The sequence below is a fragment of the Bacteroidota bacterium genome, assembly GCA_005882315.1.
GTDB lineage: Bacteria > Bacteroidota > Bacteroidia > Chitinophagales > Chitinophagaceae > VBAR01.
The window spans coordinates 2,053,588-2,074,588 of sequence record VBAR01000001.1 but is presented as its reverse complement, the minus strand read 5'-3'; the positions used below and the strand labels follow the sequence as shown (position 1 = coordinate 2,074,588).

The 21,001-nt window shown below is 37.5% G+C and carries 19 protein-coding genes; 11 read left to right on the top strand and 8 right to left on the bottom strand.

Going from position 1 to position 21,001, the window contains the following annotated elements; genetic code table 11:
• Nucleotides 1–522 precede the first annotated feature (522 nt).
• Together E6H07_08565 and E6H07_08560 are read left to right on the top strand one after the other, a co-directional pair.
• Complete coding sequence (locus tag E6H07_08565; GenBank protein TMI65943.1) at nt 523–2,289, top strand: hypothetical protein; 1,767 nt, start codon at nt 523–525, stop codon at nt 2,287–2,289.
• A gap of 97 nt (nt 2,290–2,386) precedes the next feature.
• On the top strand, nt 2,387–7,360 hold the full coding sequence (locus E6H07_08560; GenBank protein ID TMI65942.1) for a helicase: 4,974 nt from the start codon (nt 2,387–2,389) through the stop codon (nt 7,358–7,360).
• A gap of 258 nt (nt 7,361–7,618) precedes the next feature.
• Here E6H07_08560 and E6H07_08555 read toward each other — a convergent pair whose 3' ends face one another.
• Both E6H07_08555 and E6H07_08550 read right to left on the bottom strand, forming a co-directional pair.
• Nucleotides 7,619–8,008 (bottom strand): response regulator, encoded by a 390-nt coding sequence (locus E6H07_08555; GenBank protein ID TMI65941.1) that lies wholly within the window; start codon nt 8,006–8,008, stop codon nt 7,619–7,621.
• Nucleotides 8,009–8,192: 184 nt separating this feature from the next.
• Nucleotides 8,193–8,783, bottom strand: a complete 591-nt coding sequence (locus E6H07_08550) for a hypothetical protein (protein TMI65940.1) — start codon at nt 8,781–8,783, stop codon at nt 8,193–8,195.
• A 337-nt stretch (nt 8,784–9,120) separates the two neighbouring features.
• Here E6H07_08550 and E6H07_08545 point away from each other — a divergent pair, with 337 nt between their 5' ends.
• Together E6H07_08545 and E6H07_08540 are read left to right on the top strand one after the other, a co-directional pair.
• Entirely contained in the window at nt 9,121–9,315 is a 195-nt protein-coding gene (locus E6H07_08545; protein ID TMI65939.1) for a hypothetical protein, read from the top strand.
• Between the two features lie 55 nt (nt 9,316–9,370).
• Entirely contained in the window at nt 9,371–10,054 is a 684-nt protein-coding gene (locus tag E6H07_08540; GenBank protein TMI65938.1) for a PRC-barrel domain containing protein, read from the top strand.
• Nucleotides 10,055–10,181: 127 nt separating this feature from the next.
• On the opposite strand, the gene E6H07_08535 is transcribed toward E6H07_08540, so the two are convergent.
• Both E6H07_08535 and E6H07_08530 read right to left on the bottom strand, forming a co-directional pair.
• Nucleotides 10,182–11,990, bottom strand: coding sequence for a right-handed parallel beta-helix repeat-containing protein (locus E6H07_08535; GenBank protein ID TMI65937.1), 1,809 nt, complete (start codon nt 11,988–11,990; stop codon nt 10,182–10,184).
• A 304-nt stretch (nt 11,991–12,294) separates the two neighbouring features.
• Nucleotides 12,295–12,855, bottom strand: a complete 561-nt coding sequence (locus E6H07_08530; GenBank protein ID TMI65936.1) for a GAF domain-containing protein — start codon at nt 12,853–12,855, stop codon at nt 12,295–12,297.
• A 276-nt stretch (nt 12,856–13,131) separates the two neighbouring features.
• Here E6H07_08530 and E6H07_08525 point away from each other — a divergent pair, with 276 nt between their 5' ends.
• The 4 genes from E6H07_08525 (at nt 13,132) to E6H07_08510 (ending at nt 15,153) form a co-directional block, all read left to right on the top strand.
• A complete protein-coding gene (locus E6H07_08525; protein TMI65935.1) occupies nt 13,132–13,518 on the top strand; it encodes a hypothetical protein in 387 nt (128 codons plus the stop codon).
• On the top strand, nt 13,518–13,748 hold the full coding sequence (locus tag E6H07_08520; GenBank protein ID TMI65934.1) for a type II toxin-antitoxin system HicA family toxin: 231 nt from the start codon (nt 13,518–13,520) through the stop codon (nt 13,746–13,748). The genes E6H07_08525 and E6H07_08520 overlap by 1 nt, the downstream gene beginning before the upstream one ends.
• Nucleotides 13,749–14,090: 342 nt before the next feature.
• Nucleotides 14,091–14,867, top strand: a complete 777-nt coding sequence (gene xth / locus E6H07_08515) for an exodeoxyribonuclease III (protein TMI65933.1) — start codon at nt 14,091–14,093, stop codon at nt 14,865–14,867.
• A gap of 91 nt (nt 14,868–14,958) precedes the next feature.
• Nucleotides 14,959–15,153 (top strand): hypothetical protein, encoded by a 195-nt coding sequence (locus E6H07_08510; GenBank protein TMI65932.1) that lies wholly within the window; start codon nt 14,959–14,961, stop codon nt 15,151–15,153.
• Nucleotides 15,154–15,205: 52 nt separating this feature from the next.
• Here the strand turns inward: E6H07_08510 and E6H07_08505 are convergent, their stop codons facing one another.
• The 3 genes from E6H07_08505 to E6H07_08495 form a co-directional block, all read right to left on the bottom strand.
• The gene (locus E6H07_08505) at nt 15,206–15,493 is read right to left on the bottom strand and encodes a hypothetical protein (protein ID TMI65931.1); all 288 of its coding nucleotides are present in this window, start codon (nt 15,491–15,493) and stop codon (nt 15,206–15,208) included.
• A 337-nt stretch (nt 15,494–15,830) separates the two neighbouring features.
• Entirely contained in the window at nt 15,831–16,796 is a 966-nt protein-coding gene (locus E6H07_08500; protein TMI65930.1) for a YihY/virulence factor BrkB family protein, read from the bottom strand.
• A 95-nt stretch (nt 16,797–16,891) separates the two neighbouring features.
• Entirely contained in the window at nt 16,892–17,404 is a 513-nt protein-coding gene (locus E6H07_08495) for an SRPBCC domain-containing protein (GenBank protein TMI65929.1), read from the bottom strand.
• Between the two features lie 210 nt (nt 17,405–17,614).
• On the opposite strand from E6H07_08495, the gene E6H07_08490 reads away from it, so the two are divergent.
• On the top strand, nt 17,615–17,803 hold the full coding sequence (locus E6H07_08490; protein ID TMI65928.1) for a CsbD family protein: 189 nt from the start codon (nt 17,615–17,617) through the stop codon (nt 17,801–17,803).
• Nucleotides 17,804–17,911: 108 nt separating this feature from the next.
• On the opposite strand, the gene E6H07_08485 is transcribed toward E6H07_08490, so the two are convergent.
• The gene (locus E6H07_08485; GenBank protein TMI65927.1) at nt 17,912–18,574 is read right to left on the bottom strand and encodes a T9SS type A sorting domain-containing protein; all 663 of its coding nucleotides are present in this window, start codon (nt 18,572–18,574) and stop codon (nt 17,912–17,914) included.
• A 252-nt stretch (nt 18,575–18,826) separates the two neighbouring features.
• Between E6H07_08485 and E6H07_08480 the strand changes: the two genes are divergently transcribed.
• Together E6H07_08480 and E6H07_08475 are read left to right on the top strand one after the other, a co-directional pair.
• Nucleotides 18,827–19,354: a hypothetical protein gene (locus tag E6H07_08480; GenBank protein ID TMI65926.1), complete on the top strand. Its 528-nt coding sequence runs from the start codon at nt 18,827–18,829 to the stop codon at nt 19,352–19,354.
• A gap of 149 nt (nt 19,355–19,503) precedes the next feature.
• The gene (locus tag E6H07_08475) at nt 19,504–20,997 is read left to right on the top strand and encodes a DUF3943 domain-containing protein (protein ID TMI65925.1); all 1,494 of its coding nucleotides are present in this window, start codon (nt 19,504–19,506) and stop codon (nt 20,995–20,997) included.
• Nucleotides 20,998–21,001: the final 4 nt, after the last annotated feature.

The following is a 21,001-nucleotide window of genomic DNA, read 5'->3' as shown; positions in this document are numbered from 1 at the left end:
ATAATTAATAATTGAAGCACTCAGATAATGGGTGTTTTTTTATTTATGGACTAAGCTGTATTACTACTATTAAGCTTCCGTTGCGTCGCACCCTTGTACGTCGGTAATTCTACTCAACTTTCCCTATCTTTAATGCAAGGCCAGCCTGATTAGGGTTGGCTTGTTATGTTTAATAGAGAAATTTGAGGTCAAAATTGTGACTTCAACGAACATAATCGTTGAATAGCATCCAAAAATAAAACTGTAGTTACTGGCTGGGAATTGCAAAACATAAGAACACATAGAGATAATTGTGCAACAACCTGCTGCATAATTACTAGTGAGGTCTCAAAAATAAAAAAGCCCGGTAAACCGGGCTTCAATTTCCTGGGTTCGGGTAACCTTGAGAAGCCTCTCAGCCTCTTCAGATTACCGTCCCCCTTACGTGTATCTTTAGCTTTTCAGCAATTTTTCTAATGTAAAGTTGGAGATTTTTTTTGAAATTAAATAAAAAAAATAAAAAAATAAATTTTAAAATATTAAATGCAGCCAGTAAAAATAAATATTGTTCAGCCTTTAACAACTGCTGAACTTTTTTTTGTACAAAAATCAGCTGAATTACTTCACAAAGAAACAATTGATACTTATCGGCTGCGGCTTAATAATCCACGAACTGTGCTTCAAGAATTAATACAAGTTACAAGTCTAATAGAATCAAAAAGTTTAAGGGAAGAATATGGAAAAGTTTTAGCAGACGAAGCTTTGGAAATTGTAAGAAAGGAAGAGATTCTCAATTTTTCAACAATTACAAAAAACCATATATTAAAAATTCTCGCAGAAAAAAATAGCAAGGACATTTTTTATGCAGCAAACATTTTAGTGTTTGAGAATAGAGATTATGCTGAAAAATTATTTGCAAAAATCGGTGATGAAATATCCCGAATAAATGGATTAGGAGCTTTTAGCCCCGCAGAGTTTGACTTATTAAATAAACTCATCGGCTATTTTTATATTGAGTTAAAAGCAAAAGGGTATTCAAAAGCCTATCTCAATAATTTTGTAAGAACTATTTTTACTTTGTCAAAAAACCCTCTTCCTGATTTTAGTTCTGCACTGGCTGCAATTAAGACTTTAATTAACAGGCAAAAGGAAAAATTCACTGTATATCTTGCATTTAAAGTCCCTATTCAGGCCGCTAACCAATTGCAAATTGCGTCCACTGGTTTTTTAAGAATACCTTATGCGGATTTACAGCAGGAAGCAGCACAAATCAACAATACATTTAAGAACTTTGTTACTAAGAACAATAAATATCATTATTATAAGATGGAAGTTGATGCTTTAGATTTCCATAGTGCGGCCTATTTGGTAAAAAGAAAAATGCAAACCGGGCTAGACCTGATTTTTATGGGCCACAGCTCGCAAATGATCAAAGTCTTTACAAGTTGTTTTATAGTTGGCTCGGTCAATCCCAAAAAAGGAAATAGGTATAACCTCGAGTATCAACTTGACGGATATTTTGCCAGCGATCAGACATTATATCTTCAGTTCTTGGATAAAGTTAAAGACCTGGAAAACAAACAGGTTGATGAAATTTCGAAAAGAAAAATAAATGCAGCATTACGATATTTGAGATTGGGCACAGAATCAGAAGAATTGGAAAATAAGCTGCTTAATTACTGGATCGCTATTGAATACCTTTTTTCTGCAGTTGAAGCTGATCAAGATAAGGTGAAAAGGCTTCGGGAATACTATAAAAAAATTCACTCAGTATCCTATGCATCAAAATTATTTAAATATACACATGAAGCAATAAACAGTTTAGGATTAATTGGAAACCTCACATTATATAATGCAACGGATTATTCATATATTATTCAACCTCAAACGTTGGCCGAGCTAAACGGAACGGCAAATACAAATCCGCTTATTGCTTATCGGGTTTATACATTGTCGCAAAGATTCGCCGATATCAATTCGATAAAAAGCGAGTTTTCACGGCATCAAAACAATGTGGAGCGAAACATTGTGAGAATTTATCGGACAAGAAATGAAATTGTACATACGGCTTCATATGAAAATAATATTCTCGACATTACCGCTCACGTAAGATATTATCTTACGTTTATCATTAATGGCTTTATTGATTTTGTAATGAGCAACCCGATTGATGTAAATAAGGATGGAAAAATTTCTATTGATGATTATTTCTCGGTTTTAGCCGTACAATTAGACAGTCTTTTATTAGACGATGTTCTTGACATAAATAAACTTTTGAAATTTAAGAATCCCGTTGAATATTTAACCTAATAATCAAACGAGATACAGACAGATAATTATTCTGCTCAGCTTTTCTTACTTTGCGTGATAACCTTAGACCAAACAAATTAAAAACAATAACTAACGAATGGGCTTTAATAAACTGCTTCAGAAATACCGAAAGATTTCTTTTTCTGAAAGGGACAAAGGCGACCGCTTTGAAAGATTAATGCAGGCCTATCTACTAACAGACCCGCAGTATTCCACGCAGTTCAAAAAAGTATGGTTGTGGAATGAGTTCCCCGGAAGGAATGACCTGGGGGGTGGTGATACAGGCATAGATCTGGTAGCCCTAACCAACACTAATGAATATTGGGCTATACAATGCAAATGCTTTAAGGAATCTGCTACAATTGATAAACCAGCTGTTGATAGTTTCCTTTCCACATCAAGCCGTAAGTTCAAAGGCGAGGGGGATATGAAAACAACAGGATTTTCGCAACGCCTTTGGATTTCTACAACAAATAATTGGGGACCTAATGCTTCCGAAGCAATAAGAAATCAACACCCACCTGTTACTCGTATTAATCTTCATGATTTAAATGAGGCAAGAGTAGATTGGGAGAAATTGGAAGAAGGCATTCATGGTGCAAAAGCCCGAACTGAAAAGAAACAATTATTCCCGCACGTAATACAGGTTAGTGATAAAGTAGTTAATTATTTTAAAGAGAATGAAAGAGGTCGTTTGATAATGGCTTGTGGAACAGGTAAAACAATTACTGCACTAAAGATTGCCGAAAAGCAAACTGAGCAAAAAGGCATTATTTTATTTTTGGTGCCATCAATTGCATTGATTGGACAAACATTAAGGGAATGGACATCTCAGGCTGATGAACCAATTAATCCAATTTGTATCTGTTCAGATCCGGAGATAACAAAAAAGAAAAGCAATAGCGACCAGGATTTAACCAGCACAATTGATCTGGCCTGGCCCGCATCTACTGATGCCGATTATGTACTAAAGCAGTTTCAGCATTATAAGGAAGCCGGAAGCAAAGGAATGACTGTTGTCTTCTCTACATACCAGTCCATTGATGTAATTGCTAAAGCGCAGAAAGCGCTGTTGAAAAATGGCTTTCCGGAGTTCGACCTGATAGTTTGTGATGAGGCTCACCGCACTACAGGCTACACTGAAGCAGGAATGGATGACTCAGCATTTGTAAGGGTGCATGATGGAAATTTTCTGAAATCAAAGAAGCGATTGTATATGACCGCTACACCACGGTTATATAATTTGGAGGCAAAATCACAAGCCGCAAAACAGGATATTCCTCTTTGGTCAATGGATGAAGAAAGACATTTTGGTAAAGAAATACATCGTATCGGATTTGGCGAGGCAGTAGGTAAAGGATTGTTGACAGATTATAAAGTAATCATCCTCACTTTGAATGATAATGATGTACCACCTGCAGTACAACAAATTATTACAAATGGCGAAAAAGAAATAAAAACAGATGATCTTACCAAACTGATTGGAACAGTCAATGCGCTGTCAAAACAATTTTTAGGTAATGAATCTATTAAAGTAGAAGGTGATGAAAGCCCAATGAAGAGAGCAGTTGCTTTTTGTGGCAGCATAGTTAACTCTACTAATATTGCAGCAACATACAATCTTGCTTCAGAAAACTATCTGGATTCATTGCCGGAGGATAAGAAAAATAAAATGGTTTCCGTGCAAGCTCGTCATATGGATGGTACTATGATGGCTCCTGACCGCGACCAAATGCTTGCCTGGTTAAAAGAAGATACTTCTGGCAATGAATGCCGCATTATTACTAATGTAAGGGTATTAAGTGAGGGTGTGGATGTGCCTTCATTAGATGCAGTATTATTTCTATCGGCCCGAAACTCACAGGTGGATGTTGTACAATCTGTCGGTCGGGTAATGCGAAAATCACCCGGCAAAAATTATGGCTACATTGTTATCCCGGTAGTAATACCTTCTGATGTAGAACCCGAAAGGGCCTTGGATGACAATGAACGCTATAAAGTAGTTTGGACAGTACTAAATGCCCTGCGGGCACATGATGATCGCTTCAATGCCACTGTCAATAAAATAGAATTAAATAAAAAACGGCCAGGGCAGATTATCGTTGGTGGAGCTGATACGGGATTTGATGAAAACGGAAATCCCATTGATAAGAGAAAAGATGGTTTTGATAGTACAAATTCAGCAAATGAAATTGGCCGCCAGATAGCATTACAGTTTGAGCAATTGCAGGATGTGGTATTTGCCCGCATGGTGCAAAAAGTGGGTGACAGAAGGTACTGGGAACAATGGGCCAATGATGTGGCCGTGATTGCGGATAGGCAAATAGAGCGCATTAATTTTTTAATAACAGAAAAAAAAGACCAACGCAAAGCTTTTGATAAGTTCCTGGAAGGGTTGCAAAAAAATATTAACCCAAGTATTAACCAGGAACAGGCGGTGGAAATGCTGGCACAGCATATCATTACTCAACCTATTTTTGATGCCTTGTTTGTGGGGTATTCGTTTGTAAAAACAAATGCGGTATCTGTAGCTATGCAGAACATGATTGAATCCCTGGAAAAAGGCAGCAATCTTGCAGAACAGGATGAAACCTTGCAGAGATTCTATGACTCTGTACGCAGCAGGGCGGAGGGTATTGACAATGCTGAAGGTAAACAGCGAATCATTGTTGAATTGTACGATAAATTCTTCAAAACCGCTTTTCCAAAAATGGTGGAAAAACTGGGTATCGTATACACCCCGGTAGAGGTAGTGGATTTTATTGTGCATTCGGTAAATGATATCCTGAAAAAGGAATTTGACCGCAGCATTTCTGATGAAAACATTCACATCCTCGACCCCTTTACGGGAACAGGAACATTCCTGGTGCGTTTGCTGCAAAGTGGTTTGATTGATGTGAAGGACCTGGAACGCAAATACAAGCATGAACTCCACGCTAATGAAATAGTATTGCTGGCCTATTACATTGCCGCCATTAACATTGAAAATGCTTACCACGATGCCACCCCCGATCCCCATGATGGCGTAGGGAAAGAGAACTATACTTCATTTGATGGTATTGTATTAACTGATACTTTTCAACTCAGCGAAACAAGAGAAGGTGAAATTCAATATGAAGAAATGTTGAAGAAAAACTCAGACCGGGTTGAAAGACAAAAGAAAGCACCACTCCGAATAATTATCGGAAATCCACCTTATTCAGTTGGGCAAAAATCAGCTGATGATAATGCTCAAAATCAATCATATCCTAAGTTAGACAAACGTATTGCCGATACATATCAAGCTATAGCAAGTGGTACAGGTAAAAGGGCCCTTTATGACGCTTATATTAAAGCTTTTAGATGGAGTACAGACCGTTTAGATAAGAACGGTGGAATTATTTGCTTTGTTTCAAATAGTTCATGGTTAGATGGTATTTCAACAGCTGGTTTTCGTTTATATCTTGAAAAAGAATTTTCATCCATTTATGTTTTCAATCTACGAGGAAACCAACGTACCAGCGGAGAATTAAGTAGAAAAGAAGGTGGTAAAATATTTGGCAGCGGAAGCCGAACACCTATTTCTATAACGTTGTTGGTAAAAAACCCAAATGTAAAAACCGAAAAAGCAACCATTCAATACCATGACATTGGTGATTATTTAGACCGCGAGCAAAAACTTAAAATTGTAAAAACATATGGAACTTTTGCAAATTCAAAGTTACCATTAACAATATTGAACCCCAATGAACAGGGTGATTGGTTAAGTGAACGAAACGATTTGTTCAAAAATTTCATGCCATTAGGCGAAAGGGATAAGACTTTAGAAAAAGAATTAACCTTTTTTAAACCAGTATTTTCTTTTGGCATTTTTACAGCTCGGGATAGCTGGGTTTGGAATTACAATAAGAATTCCTTGGCTCAAAATGTTCAAACAACAATAGATTTTTACAATGAAGAAAGAGTAAGATTTCGTGAGGCAAAAAAAAATAATCTATCTCTTCTTGCAAAGGATTTTATCTCAATTAACCCTTCCCGAATCAGTTGGGACAACCGCAGGCTAATTGGGGGTGTTGATGGTGATAAAGAAATAACATATGACGAAAGCAATATCCGAAATGGCTTATATCGACCATTTACAAAACAATTAAACTACTTTTCACTTGATTTAAGTCATTCCCTTTACTTACAAAAATCATACTTCCCAAGTCATGATTCATTCAATTTATTAATCTGCACGTCTGCTTCAGTCACCACAAATAGTTTTACAGCGTTGATTTGTGGCGGGTTTGTGGAACTTTCATTTGGCCGGTGCTTTCCTTTGTATTACTATGAAGAAAATAAAGCGACTCAAAAAGGTTTGTTTGATACTAATGAAGATGACAAGTATGTTCGCAGAGATGCCATAAGCGATTTTATTTTAGAAAGAGCCAAAAAGCAATATGGTAAAGCTGTAACCAAGGAAGATATCTTTTATTATGTGTATGGTTTTTTGCACAGCAAGGAATACAGGGAAATCTTTGCCAATGATTTAAAGAAAATGCTACCTCGTTTGCCATTGCTAGAAGATGTAAAAGACTTTTGGAAATTCAGCAAAGCAGGTAGGCAACTAGCAGAGCTTCATTTGAATTATGAAACCGTTGCACCTTTTGCAGATGCAAAAATTACGGGTGATGATGGCAAATTTTATAATGTTGAAAAACTTCGTTTTCCAAAGAAAGATCAAAAAGACACTATCATTTACAATAGCAAGATTACTATTTCAAATATCCCTGCACAGGCTTATGAGTATGTAGTAAACGGTAAGAGTGCTATAGAATGGATAATGGATCGGTACAAAGTTGATACACACAAAGAAAGCGGTATTGTAAACAATCCTAACGACTGGGCAATCGAAACAGGCAAGCCACGATACATTTTAGACTTGCTCTTAAGCATCATTAATGTAAGTGTGCAAACAGTAGATATTGTAAATGCATTACCTAAAGTAGATTTTGGCGCAGACAAACAAGAAAGTAAGGTTGTCAAATTATATCCGAATAGTGAGGAGAACGAAAATTTGAGTACAGCCGCAGAACCTGATACCGAATAAAATTCGCCTTCAATAATATAAGGTTTGTTATGTCAAAGGTATTTTCAAATAAACTATTTAGAAACTACAAAGATAAACTTGTTGCCGAATTACAGCATTTGGATGACTCCGCATTGGTTCGTGATAAAAAGGAAAGCCCTCAGTCCCAGTGCTGGTTCGTGTCCGTAAGTGTGTGCCCCGGGACGTGTCCTCACGCATCGGAACGAATATCATGATGATGATGCGTGGAGCGACATCACGGCGGCAGAAGTTGAAAGATCAATGATTTTTTTTTGAAATGAGTTGATGGAACACTTCTTTAAATTTCTGCAGACTAAAAGGCTTGGTAAGGTATGCATCAGCGCCGCAATCTTTCGCAATGCTTTCAATATTATGATTGGCAGAAAGTATAATAACCGGGATAGATGAGGTATACGGATCGGATTTTATCTGCTGACAGATATCACCTCCATCTATCCCAATCATGCGGAGGTCAAGTAATATCATAGCAGGGTTACGATGGGAAATAATTTCCATAGCGTTTTGTGCATTGGGGGAAATAAGTGGTACATATCCTTCCGCCATCAGCATGTGCTGCATCATGATCAGCATATCTTCATCATCATCCACGACTAAAACTTCGGGTTTGCCGGTAAATTCCTTATACATACTATATAGGTGACAATTATATTGCCATAAAAGACAAACTTTGTTTTTCTTTCCTTAGGGCAATCAAAATAAAGTCAGTCAACAAATAAAAAGAAGTGATGCGTGGAGACCTGCCTACCGGCAGGCAGGTGTGCATCACAGCATCACCCAAAAAATAATTTGTTCTCGTTTTATGCTGCAGTTATCAGCGGGTAAAGCCTTTGATAAGATCAAGCAAACTACCTCCATTTCTTTGCTGTTGTTCCTGCGCCCCACCTGCAAGACTTTTTACGATATCCATAAACCCGTTTCCATTACTTTGACTTCTTCCATTGAATTGATCCAGCAGTCCGCCTGGTCCGCCTCTTTGCGAAGCAACTTCGTTACTTCTGCCACCTGTGATCGACGCCAATAATTTTTCCAGGGAAAAAGTCGAATCATTGGCATCGTTGCTTTTATTGATCAGCGAGCCCAATACATTGGGTATAAGATTGCCCGATAAATTATTGGCCTGGTTGGTTTTCATACTGAATTTATTCATAAGCTTCGACGCAAAATGCCCCATCATCATTGAGACTATCGGGTTACTGAGCAAGCTTTTCTTATTTGGATTGCCGCCAAACATCGATAAAACGTTTTGCACACCGCCGCCGGCAACGACATTACGCAAGCCTGATGCTACAGTATTAGTAGCCTCAGCCACCACGTCATTATTGTATTGGTTAGGAACATCAGGATTATTAATTACAGTTTCTTTTGCTTCTCCCTTTACGAGATCAAATAATTCTTTTAGCATGGTTAATACTATTTAGGTAAATAATGAAGATAGGCTGCTAAAAGTGCGCCGGATTATCTGCATCATTTTCCTCATCCTTAGTTTTCCGGAAATCATTATTCCCGGCGTCTCAACAATGAAATAATTGTTTGAGGTAACCAAAATATAGAAATGTTTAAAGACTGAAATCAAATTTCGCTGATGACTTCATTCCTCATTTTGTGTTTCAAAATTCTTTCCGTCTGCAATTCTGATCAAAAACCGGGTAAAAAGTTTTCCTTATAACATTGATCGATACAGGCATAGTTTATGATTATTGAGTATTGTTAACCTATTGTTTAACCAAAAATTTTTTATCATGGCTGAAATACATGTAAGGGCAAAAAAAAGTAGTTCATCCGCCTGGTTGTGGATATTGATCTCTATAATTGTTGTTGCTGTAGCTGCTTATTTATTAATATGGTATAATCGTGACAATACACAAAATAATGCGAACAGCACACAAAGCCCGGTTTCTTGTATTCAATATCATTCGTTACCAGTTGCGGGATGATCGAATCAAACACGTTGATTAACCACAGAACAATTGTTCTATAAAAAAATTTACTATGACTAAACATAAATATCTGCAGGAACTCGATCATTCAAATTTTGAGATCGTAAACGGTGAACCTGACATTCGCGGATGGGATGTGAGATACGGGAACGGTGAAAAAATCGGATCAGTAGAAGAGTTGATCCTGGATACAAAAGCAAAAAAAATAAGGTATATGGTCGTTGATCTTGATGAAAATGAACTGAGATTGGAACACCGGAAAGTTTTTATTCCTATTGGCTTTGCCGAATTGGATGATCTGCATGATGATGTGCTGATCCCAAATGTATCAGTAGATCAGCTTACCCAGTTACCTGATTATAAAAGGAATGCTTTAACTCCCGAGCTTGAAAGGAGTATTGCATCTGTATTTGGAAGGAAAGTGAGGGTAGAACCCGCAGCAACAATAGAGAGAGGAGAAAGAAAATCGGCCAGATCAATTACAGACGATGATATCGATCCTGATTTTTATAGTCACGATCATTATAAAGACAATCTTTTTAAAAACAGGTCACAGCAAACAAGGCGACCTTCATTACATGAATCAGAATATGATGAGGGCCTTCGTCTCTTGCAAAAGCGAAATGAAAATGAAAAGATTGATACCTCCGATCTTACAGATGCAGAAAGAGAAAAACTATTAAAATACAGAAAGGAATTATATCGCCAGAGAAGATATAAAAATGAATCTGTTTAAAAAGAATTGAATGAAGGGACTCCCTTTCTAAAATTATTTTCCGCACCCTGTTTCCTGTCCCTAAAATAAATGCCGTGATGTGTGTACCCACGCATCACGGCATTATAGATTTAAAAAAACAAGAAGTTTATTTAATATTTACTTTCAGGTCTGTTTTCAAATCAGCATTGGTCATTTTCTGCATATTGATAAACGGCATTGCAGGCAGATCAAAATTGTTTCTTTCGATAAGCACATTTGTACAGGCTGTTAAATTAATAGCAATGATTTCTTTTTCTCCTTTCAAAAGATCGGAATAAACAATTTTATTTCCTGTAAAAACAAGCCGGTCTGTACTTCGTGCAGAAAGCAGGGCCTGGTTCGTCATTTTAAATTCATTATTGATGATGCGGATATTCCGGTGTACCATTTTACCCGGCAGCAGTTCATGATTTTCAGGAGCAATGCAAATTGCACCGCTGCCTGAATTATAACCGCATTCTTCAAATACATTATTTTGGATGGTCATATCCTGTACCGCTCCGGATTCGAACCAACCGGAAGCATCATCAGCAATTAAAACGGGATACATGCCGGTGCGGTAAAATATATTATTTTGAATAACCACTTTCCGGCGGGTAGTAACAAGCAGGCCCCGTGTAGGGGTTCGTTCAAAACGGCTGTTCTGTATAATTACTTCCGGTGTCCATGTAAGGTTTTCAATGCAAAGACCCGCATTCACAAATGAGGGCAGCGTTCCATCCACTTCAATTTCCATTTCCCGCTTGTTAATGAGTTTTGCAGTTTTCAACTTTGCAGTTCCCAACGGCATCAATGTTTTTGGATCAATGATCGCAATACTATCACCTGCAAAAAATGCATCGAAGCCATAAGTCTGGTGATGCATAAAGCGAACAATGATCTTCCCTGAAACAACTGCCGTTATTTTTAAATGGGTGCCGTGCACATTCACAGCATCATCATGCGACCCCGATGTAAAACAACTGTCGATCTTAACCAACCCTCTGCATCCTGAAAAATGAAAACAATCGGCAAAGGAAGCAATGATGCGTCCTGAATTTTCACGGGGTGCAACCACTACTTTCAGCAAAGAAATATTTTCTGAAAACTGGGAAACGATCCCCAGGCCATGCATGAAATGCATTTTTATATCTTCAAGCTGAATGTTTTTACTCCGATGAATAAATGCACCACAGTTATCCCTGTAAGGATCTCTTACAGTAAGCACATCGCCGGGATGAAACTTGTTTTTTGAAAAATCACCTTCGAACCGCACATGAAAAGGACTGAGTTGTATGGCCCTGCTTTCAAGAAAAGGTTTGAATGTACTATAGCGAAGAGTATTGCTCCCGGGCTCAAAAACTATAGTATGATGTGATTTTGTTTTCCAGCCCTCATCATAAAAAACGATCCGGCCATTATCGATCACATATTTTGAATCGGGATGTATTTCCGCTTCAACACTATTATCGGTTACCGATCGAATAGTTAACTCCGACATGGTGGGTCTTTCATAATCGAAACGGATATTTTTGATCTTAATATTGCTGCTGTTGAGAATGGCAAATGAAACCATCTTGCCGTGAAGCATAACCAATGTATTGTTACCATCAAGGGTGATGTTCTTAAAATCTTCAAAAAGGAATGCAATGCTTTTTACTTTTGGCAACTCATCACTTTCGGTTGAATTGGAGACATAGAGTTCCCGCTTTGCTGCTCCTTCCGGCCAGATATCAATTCGACCACCCGGCAATACCAATAAGACATCACCTTTTTCTTTACAGGCATCAATGGTTTTTTGAATTGCTGTACTTGCATTCTCAAAACTGTTTGATCTAACACCATGATCTGAGGCGTATATCACTGCTTGACCAAAAGCAACTGCCAGATTAATGAACTGTGAAAGAAAAATAATAAGAACCCGTTTTAATATCATATCTCACTTAAGATTTGTACAACTCTTTAATTTTACCGGCCGCTGCAATGTAAAACAGTTTTGTTTCTTCAACCTTCAGAATATCTTTTATAATAATTTTGCCTTGCTTGCCAATGAAACCATGGTTTCTATTATTCATCTTTTGCAGCATATCCCCCGCCTTCGTTCGTGCCCGCAAAATAAAAGCCGTGATGCGTATCCCACGCATCACGGCTTTATAGATTTAAAAAACAAGATAGTTATTTTCTTTTCACTCAGGCTAATTTGACGGAGGGCAAAAAAATATTGCAATTATATACCTGTTCTATAAACCAACTATTGTCTCAAAATCTTTCTCTCTTGATTCAATAGCGGTTGCAGTAAGCTCAACTATTTCGTCAATCAATTGCAGATCATGTGGAGTGGGTTTGCGGGGTTCTTTATAATAGATCGCAAAGGTTCCCAATAATTCTTTGTTGGCTCCAAATATGGGAGTCGACCAGCATGAATGCAAACCCTCAACTAATGCCAATGATTTATAATCCTGCCAGAGCGGGTCGGTTGCAATATTCTGTACAATTACCTGTTTGCGAAAGTAAGCAGCTGTACCACAGGAACCAGCGACAGGACCGGCTTTCGCTCCGTTGATCGCATCACAGTAACGATCCGGAAGCGAAGGTGCTGCCCCAGTATATAGCTGGCTTGTTTTCTTATTATATAAAAGTATGGATGTCAGAATATCGTTCTTACTTTCATACCCGATCCACTTCAATATCTCATTAAGTATTATTTTCAGATCTTTTTCAGTAGCTATCATTGCATTCACATCCGATTGCAGCAACTGTAAATTCAGCGATAATAATAAGTCCTGATCAAAATTTTCCATAAAAAAAGGTTTGTAAGGTTAAGGTACTAAAACAATAAACAAAGAAAGCAGATTTGCGAATAAATAAAAAAGATTTGTTCCTGCCCTGGTTCTTGTAAAAATGAAAGCAAGTGGAAATTCCTAAAACTGAGATACTTCATTTAAAGAGAGAGGTTACACATTACTGCATCAGAAGCATTTGAAAAATAAACTCCTGAGCCTGAACTGACAAAAGATTAACGCCGGCCTGCACCGCCGGTTCGTTAATTATCTGTATTTTGCAAAACAATTCTTTTTATGAAGACCCTGAATGTTGAAAGCAAATTCTCCAATGAAAAAGGAAGCATTACTGTAAAAGTACCTGTGCTATCCTTTAAAGAGGACAATGCCAATATTATTTATTGTCCGGCCCTTGATCTGAATGGCTCCGGTAATACAGAATCAGAAGCCCGGGAAAGTTTTGCTATTACAGTCAGTGAGTATTTAAATTACACCACTAATAAGGGAACCTTATGGACTGATTTAAAAAAATTGGGCTGGACGATTAAGAAAGGTAAAAAGAAACCCGCCTCTCCTCCATCCATGAGTGAGTTACTGGAAAACAATGAGGAGTTCAGCCGCATCTTCGACAACTATCCCTATAAAAAATTTGATACCGGCGTTAGCCTTCCTGCTTATGCGTAATGGGCAAGCTTAAAAATATCTCCCTTAAAATATTCCGGCGCTACCTGCAGCATTGTGGGCTTAAGCATATCCGTACCAAAGGCGGACATGAAATATGGAGTGCTAAAAATCTTACAAGGCCTGTTGTATTGCAAACTCATGTTGACCCGATTCCTGAATTCATTGTAAAGAATAATCTCAGGACAATTGGAAAAACAGAGGAACATTTATTAAAATTCCTTGAAGAATAATTCTTTTCACTTCTGCGCCCTGGTTCGTGTATAAAAAATAAAGCCTCGATGTCGCCCCCCGCATCACGGCAGTATAGATTTAAAAGCAAGACAACTATTTTCTTTGCTCCTCGATATCTGTATCATTCTCCTCATTCTTTGTTTTCCGGTAATCATTGTTAAGTTTATTTACAAGGTCTTTCTTATCTTTTTGGTTACGCATCGCAATGAAAATAATTAATGCAATAATCAGCACACTACCAAATACTATTGCGGTGGGACTCATAATTGAAGGTTTGACTAAAGTTACATAATTCCCCACCGGTATGTATGAATGGTACCAGCTTTGCATAATTGCAATACATGAAGATCGCAACCTATAATGTAAACGGAGTTAACGGCCGCCTTACTGTTCTGCTCCGCTGGCTGAAGGAAGCAAAGCCAGACGTGGTTTGCCTGCAGGAACTGAAGTCCCCGGCAGAAAAATTTCCAGAACAGGCTATTCAACAAGCAGGTTATGAAGCAGTATTTCATGGACAAAAAAGCTGGAACGGTGTAGCCATTCTTTCCCGCATAGGAACACCGCAGGAACTAAGGCGTGTATTACCCGGTGATCCCGAAGACAGTCATAGTCGCTATATTGAAGCTGTTGTAAATAAAATAGTAATAGGTTGCCTCTATCTGCCCAATGGTAATCCATGGCCCGGGCCAAAATTTGAGTATAAACTCAAATGGTTTAAACGGCTTTCTGCACATGCAAAAAAACTGCTGGCACATGATGTGCCGGTGGCGCTGGTGGGTGATTTTAATGTAATGCCAACCGAGTTGGATGTGTATAAACCGGAACGCTGGCTGAATGATGCATTGTTCAGGAAAGAAGTTCGTGAGGCATTTAAAAAATTGGTTGACCAGGGCTGGACAGATGCCATCCGTAAATTATATCCAAAGGAAAAAATCTATACATTCTGGGATTATTTCAGGAATGCTTACCAGCGGGATGCAGGTCTCCGGATCGATCATTTTTTATTAAGTCCACATTTAAAACGCCGGCTTATAGCTGCAGGGGTTGACAAACATGTTCGGGGTTGGGAAAAAACAAGTGATCATGCTCCCGTTTGGATAGAACTAAAAGAAAAATAATAATCTGGGAATGCCACAAATTTGTAATTTCTAAAAAAAAGTTGGTATTCGCCTGCCAAAATTCTTATCTTAATAGTGGTAAATGTTTGCTATGTCCCCCGCTACCTATCATGCATTACCGGTCGAAGGCCTTTACAAACTCCTGGAGTCATCTATCAGGGAAATGCTTGTTGCGTATGATACCAACCCTGAAAATAAGATCGCATTAAATTCATTAAAAAAACAAGTGGAACTTCTTCTTCATGTTCTTGAAGAAAAGAAAATGGAAACTGTTACCAGGAATTAAATAGAGTTGTCCGGATTACTCTATCATCTTCACCGTTTCATCTTTGTGTTTATTACTTCAGGTTAAAAATCTTAAATGTTTCTTTTGCTATGATCTTACAATTATCTGCCAGTTCATCCAGTGTGCAGGCCATTATCTGTACATTCACAGGAAGTTCATTTATAGTTTCCATGAAATCAATAGTAAGCATACTGTTGTCATCCATAATAGCACTGCCTTTGAATTGCCGAAAAACATTCACCGCTGCTTCCCGGTCGTTCCCGAGATTAAATTTTCCGAAATTTTCAAAACCTTCAGCTGTTCTTATGTTCAGGACTACATAAAATATATTTTCCTTCATGTCTGAACACTAACAAGCTAAATGCCAGTTATTAACCTGCAAACATTGAAACCTAGACCATAATTCTAAAACAATAGTGAATACTGTAAGATGTCTATAATATCAGGAAGGGATTGTTATTATTGAGAGGAGATTTTCTTTTTCTGTCTTTCCATTTGCGAAACTGATTTCCTATAAGTCTATAGATGGTTTTTAGGTTTAGGTTCATAGTTATAATTTTCGCTTAAGCTGCAAAAAAAATGCCATAGCCCCCAAATCAGGAAGCCTCTTTTCACACAATAATAATAGCAGCAAGTAAAGAGCTGTTGCTTATTGCAATACTTTCTTTACCGGCTAATTAATAATTTTTTATACGTTGTCCATCGGTTTTTGTTTTCTGTTTCTTTGGCACTAAATCCCTTTTATCCCCTTCTTCCTCAGCTTTTTCTATTGCGACTGCATACTCATTCGGCCGGATAGATGATCCTTTATGAAAACTCCATGCCTTGGCAAATTCCGCTCCCAGGTATAAAATAATAGCGGAATAATAAACCCATACCAATAATATTACAAGGGAACCTGCTGCTCCATAGGTACTGCCGATATTCGCTTTTCCTATATAAAATGAAATAGCAAATTTTCCTATCATAAATAAAATACCGGATGCTACCGCCCCGGGCATGATGTCCTTCCATTTCGTTTTTGCATCGGGAAGCACTTTAAAAATAACCGCGAAGAGTGCAGTAATGATAATAAAGGAAATAAGCATATTGAGTATATAAAACAGAACAACGGTAACATCGGGAAAGCTGGCTCTTAACTTATCACTCAAACCTTCAATGATAGTTGATATGGCCAGCGATACTAACAATAGAAATCCAAGACTGACTACAACTGAAAAAGATAAAAAACGATTGCGGAGTAACTTCAACAGTCCTTTGGTTGGTTTAGCTTTTAATCCCCATATAGAATTTATCGAATCCTGTATTTCAGCAAACACTGTCGTTGCGCCAAATAACAATGTTATTATACCGATCACCGCAGCGACGGTTCCTTTACCGCTCAACGAAGCATTTTGAATAATTGTCTGGAGTTGCAAGGCCGCATCATGTCCAACAAATTCCTGCATCTGGCCATAAATTCTTCCTTGCGTCGCTTCTTGCCCAAAGAAAATGCTGCATAAAAAAATAATTACTATCAGCAATGGCCCCAAAGAGAAAACAGTAGTATAAGCAAGTGCTGCGCTATATTTTGGTATTTTATCTTTACCGAAATTTTTAAAAGATTGAACGATCACTCTTCCTATTTCCTTTATTTTTTTCATTGATCTCTCCTAAAAAATATGCATATAAGCAAAGCAGTAAAAGAATTGCCTGTTGTTGCAGAACTCTTTTACTGCTTAACTAATTGACCGGCCTGTTATTTAATATTCTCTTCCAGCTTATCAAAGCATTCATTCCACCCATTTACACAATCATCATGCATTTCTTCTGGTATACCTTCATGAAGAAGTCTCAACTTTGTTACACCATCCGCTTCTTCAAGATCAAAAGTTATCAAAAGCTCATCTGGCCAGTTTCCGGGCATACCATGTTCGGAAGCATTTTTAATATTTCCTTTCGCATCTGAAAAATGGTCTGTAACAACCAGTCTTTTTTCAGGAATTAATTCTTTCACAACTCCTGTTGACCAGTAGTCTTTGCCATCAGGTCCACGCATACAATTCAAATATTTACCACCTACTTTTGCTTCCATCTTACTGGAGGGACAACTAAAATCTTTTGGTCCCCACCATTTTTTGAACTCTTCAGCTACTGTCAGTGCCCGCCATACTTTACTAACAGGCAGATCAAACACACGATGTATAAGGACATCATTTTGTACAGCAGATCCCTGTTGATTTCCACTGTATTTACTTTTTTTTGTTTCCATTTGATTGATTTTAAAAATTAAAAATTGTTACCCTGTCTATAAGACAATTTTGAATCATTTTAATCCCCAAATAGTATGCCCCTCACAGACATTGTTTAATCAGCATTCCGGCAAATAACAAATAGCATTATCATTTTTATCCGCATTCTCTGGCACAGTTTTTAACCTTTTACCATGTTCAAACCTATTTAATCACTAAAAAATATTTTTATGGACAAGATGGAAGTAAAAGGTAAATGGAATGAGTGGAAAGGAAAGTTGAAACAGCAATATGCTACTTTAACGGACGATGATCTTAAATATGAAGAAGGTAAGGAAGATGAAACATGGGGCAGAATACAGAAAAAGACAGGTAAAGCAAAAGATGACTTGGTTAAATGGTTAAAAGGATTGGGGTAATTCTTCTACAGATCATATTTTCCTTTTCTTAAAATCTTATTACGTAATCAGAAATGGTTACGTAATTTTTTTATTCACTTTAGAAATACGCTGTCTCCTGCAAAATTATTATCTCCCAATAATAAATTTTGAAGTGCTTTGCCATCCACTCCCGTAAAAATTTATCCAGTACGTTCCTTTACTTAAAGAAGGAATTACAATTTGTGTAGTGCCTGTAAATCCAGCCATTTCTTTTACAAATACCTGCCGTCCGTCAGGAGAATAAATATTGATACGTTCTACCGGCAAACCAGCGTCTATGTTTATTGTGTTGCCTTCAATTATAGTTGGATAAATCTTTACCGGTGGAATATCGTTTCCTTCCAGCAAAGCAACCCTGAGATTGTAAAATTTACCATCGTTTCTTTCTGCCCGTATGCGATAAAGAAATGATCTTGTATCCAACGTACGATGTTTCAATAAATATTCACCGTTTAATGGAGTAACTTCTCCTGCCGTACGATAATCGATTCCATTTGTACTGTACTCTATAATATAACGCCGGGTATCTTCCTCCTGCAATGCAGACCATTGTATTTCATTCCAGCTATCCATTCTTGTTGCTTTGAAAAAAATTATTCTTGCATCGATACTTGTTTTTATTTCTGTATCGGGCCGTGTCTTATTCTTGTCGGCAATAATATTTTGCTGGCTGTAAGCAGAATTTATAAAGGTGGAAAATCCTGCGAGCAGAAAGGTGGCTTTTACAGTTTGTAAAATCGCTTTCCGCATAGTTGTACGTTTTATTATACTGGTTAAAACAAATACGATGCCCTTACGGTTAGCGTTATAAAAAAGTTATTTCATTATATTTTTAATAAGTAATACTCAGTTGATTAGCTCGTTTATTTTTAACTCTGCTGAATTTAATATGGATGATTAATGTTGCTGTCCTGATTTAGCCTCTCTTATCAACTTAATGCGCTGGCATGGTTGTAGTAGATAAATATTACCGGACTGCCCATTAATATTATTAATTAAAAAATGCTTATGAAACTAAAATCTTTTATTGCAGTGGCAGCAATAGTATTCTTTACTGCCTGCAGTAGTACAAGATACCGTGCAACGGACAACGAGGTTTTAACACCTGTCGAAACTCAAAAAGCTTTTAATAATCAGTACCCCTACAGTACAAATATTATTTGGAGTACTTATGATCCCAGTGTGCTAATTCTTAATGATTGGGAACTTACAGGATGGGATGCAATAGACAGGGATGACTATGAAGTACGGTTTGAAATGGAGGGCAGAAAGCATTATGCCTGGTACGATCGGGATGGTAACTGGATCGGTACAGCCTATGAAGTAAATGATTTCACAACCTTGCCTGCATTTGTAACAAGAACCATTATCAAAGAATATCCAAATTTTACAATTACGAATGTCAATCGGGAAATATACAAGGACGGAACAGCCTACGAGGTCCTATTGAAAAATGCAGATAGCAAGATGGTTCTGCTAATGGACATTAACGGAACTATTCTTAAATATAAATCAAAGCCGTTTCGTTAGAAGTAATAGTAGGTACCCTTAAAAAATAAAGTATTCTATGAAGCATAAGCAATGGTTAGTTACAGGCTAACCATTGCTTTTTTTGTTTCCAAAATTTTCTTGTATCTCCCTCTTTGTTCTATGCCGCTTCTGGCACGTTTGCTGCATAAATGATATACTACCCGGCAACATTAATGTTTATGAAAACTATTTTTACTATTCTTTTCCTGGTAATGCTTTCATTTAGCAGTTTTGCACAGCAAGCTGCCGATACTGTAAAGATTGATAGCGATCTTTACTCCGATACCATAAAATTTTTACCCGATTCTGTAGACAAAAGACCCCGCAATATTTATGGTCACCTGCTAAATGATGATCCTCTTTATAACCGAAAGTATGCCTGGCCGATTCCATTACTAAGGGTAACAACTGCCAATCTTTTTAACTGGGCAACGAGCCGCTATGTTTTTAGATTTGATTGGGCCAGGATAAGCGTTCAAAACTGGAAAGACAACCTGAAGTATGGATGGGAATGGGATAATGATCGCTTTGGAGTTAATTTTATTGGTCATCCTCATACCGGCAGTACTTATTTTAATGTTGCACGCAGTAATGGCTATTCTTTCTGGGCCACTTATCCTTATACAATTGCAGGAAGTTTTATGTGGGAGTATTTTGGTGAGAATACAAGACCATCAAAAAATGATTTAATAAATACACCTATAAGCGGTGCTTTTTTAGGTGAAGTATTATATCGTATTAGTTCCACTATTCTTGATGATCGCAAACGGGGAGCTGAAAGAGTATGGCGTGAAATTTTTGCGGGACTTATCAATCCTACGAGAGCACTGAATCGTTTTACACAAAATAAAATGTGGAGAGTTACAAAGGTTGATGTTTACCAGCAGGAACCCCTGAATATAACACTTAGCATTGGTGCACATCGTGTAAATGAGAATAATAAATTTGGAACAGGTGCATCGAATGCTATTGCAAACCTACAACTGGATTATGGTGATCCTTTTGAATTGAGAAGGCGAAAACCTTTTGACGTTTTCCGGTTGAAATTAGAAGGCCGATATGGAGATGATAAAAAAATTGTTGATAATGTACTGGGTTATGGATTTTTATTTGGAAAAAGTTTTGAGAAAGAAAATTATGGAATGCTTGCAGGCATCTTTCAGCATTTTGATTACTGGAACAATAAAGTTTTTGAGGTAGGTACTCTTGGCTTTGGACCCGGTATTATTTCAAAAATTAAATTCGGGAGGAATTCAACTCTTTATTCAAGTTTACATTTTGCAGGTGTACCTATTGCAGGTAACAGTACAAGAGTTGGTCCCGATACTTCTGAGTTCCGTAATTATCCTTTTGGAGGTGGATGGGAAGGAAAAATAGAAGAACGCTTTGATCTGTCTAAATTGATCAGCATTGGATTTTCCGGTTACTATTACTGGATATTCAATTATGAAGGTTCTCCCGGAAAAAGTCATATCGGTATTTTAAAACCTATGATCAATATCCGGCTGATCAATAATCTCCGTTTGGGATTTGAGCACCATATTTATTATGATAATCGTTTTATCAACGATCTTGGATCATTGAACCTGGAAAGAACAGAACAAAAAATCTATTTGCAGTATTTCTTCGGAGACAGGAATTGAAGAA

Excerpts from the sequence above, each read along its gene's own strand:
- E6H07_08555 (TMI65941.1), bottom strand. The coding sequence starts at position 8,008 with ATGTATAAGGAATTTACCGGCAAACCCGAAGTTTTAGTCGTGGATGAT.
- E6H07_08480 (TMI65926.1), top strand. The coding sequence starts at position 18,827 with ATGCTTATGAAACTAAAATCTTTTATTGCAGTGGCAGCAATAGTATTC.
- E6H07_08495 (TMI65929.1), bottom strand. The coding sequence starts at position 17,404 with ATGGAAACAAAAAAAAGTAAATACAGTGGAAATCAACAGGGATCTGCT.
- E6H07_08535 (TMI65937.1), bottom strand. The coding sequence starts at position 11,990 with ATGATATTAAAACGGGTTCTTATTATTTTTCTTTCACAGTTCATTAAT.
- E6H07_08560 (TMI65942.1), top strand. The coding sequence starts at position 2,387 with ATGGGCTTTAATAAACTGCTTCAGAAATACCGAAAGATTTCTTTTTCT.
- E6H07_08525 (TMI65935.1), top strand. The coding sequence starts at position 13,132 with ATGAAGACCCTGAATGTTGAAAGCAAATTCTCCAATGAAAAAGGAAGC.
- E6H07_08510 (TMI65932.1), top strand. The coding sequence starts at position 14,959 with ATGTCCCCCGCTACCTATCATGCATTACCGGTCGAAGGCCTTTACAAA.
- xth (TMI65933.1), top strand. The coding sequence starts at position 14,091 with ATGAAGATCGCAACCTATAATGTAAACGGAGTTAACGGCCGCCTTACT.
- E6H07_08490 (TMI65928.1), top strand. The coding sequence starts at position 17,615 with ATGGACAAGATGGAAGTAAAAGGTAAATGGAATGAGTGGAAAGGAAAG.
- E6H07_08540 (TMI65938.1), top strand. The coding sequence starts at position 9,371 with ATGACTAAACATAAATATCTGCAGGAACTCGATCATTCAAATTTTGAG.
- E6H07_08530 (TMI65936.1), bottom strand. The coding sequence starts at position 12,855 with ATGGAAAATTTTGATCAGGACTTATTATTATCGCTGAATTTACAGTTG.
- E6H07_08545 (TMI65939.1), top strand. The coding sequence starts at position 9,121 with ATGGCTGAAATACATGTAAGGGCAAAAAAAAGTAGTTCATCCGCCTGG.
- E6H07_08505 (TMI65931.1), bottom strand. The coding sequence starts at position 15,493 with ATGAAGGAAAATATATTTTATGTAGTCCTGAACATAAGAACAGCTGAA.
- E6H07_08550 (TMI65940.1), bottom strand. The coding sequence starts at position 8,783 with ATGCTAAAAGAATTATTTGATCTCGTAAAGGGAGAAGCAAAAGAAACT.
- E6H07_08485 (TMI65927.1), bottom strand. The coding sequence starts at position 18,574 with ATGCGGAAAGCGATTTTACAAACTGTAAAAGCCACCTTTCTGCTCGCA.
- E6H07_08565 (TMI65943.1), top strand. The coding sequence starts at position 523 with ATGCAGCCAGTAAAAATAAATATTGTTCAGCCTTTAACAACTGCTGAA.
- E6H07_08475 (TMI65925.1), top strand. The coding sequence starts at position 19,504 with ATGATATACTACCCGGCAACATTAATGTTTATGAAAACTATTTTTACT.
- E6H07_08520 (TMI65934.1), top strand. The coding sequence starts at position 13,518 with ATGGGCAAGCTTAAAAATATCTCCCTTAAAATATTCCGGCGCTACCTG.
- E6H07_08500 (TMI65930.1), bottom strand. The coding sequence starts at position 16,796 with ATGAAAAAAATAAAGGAAATAGGAAGAGTGATCGTTCAATCTTTTAAA.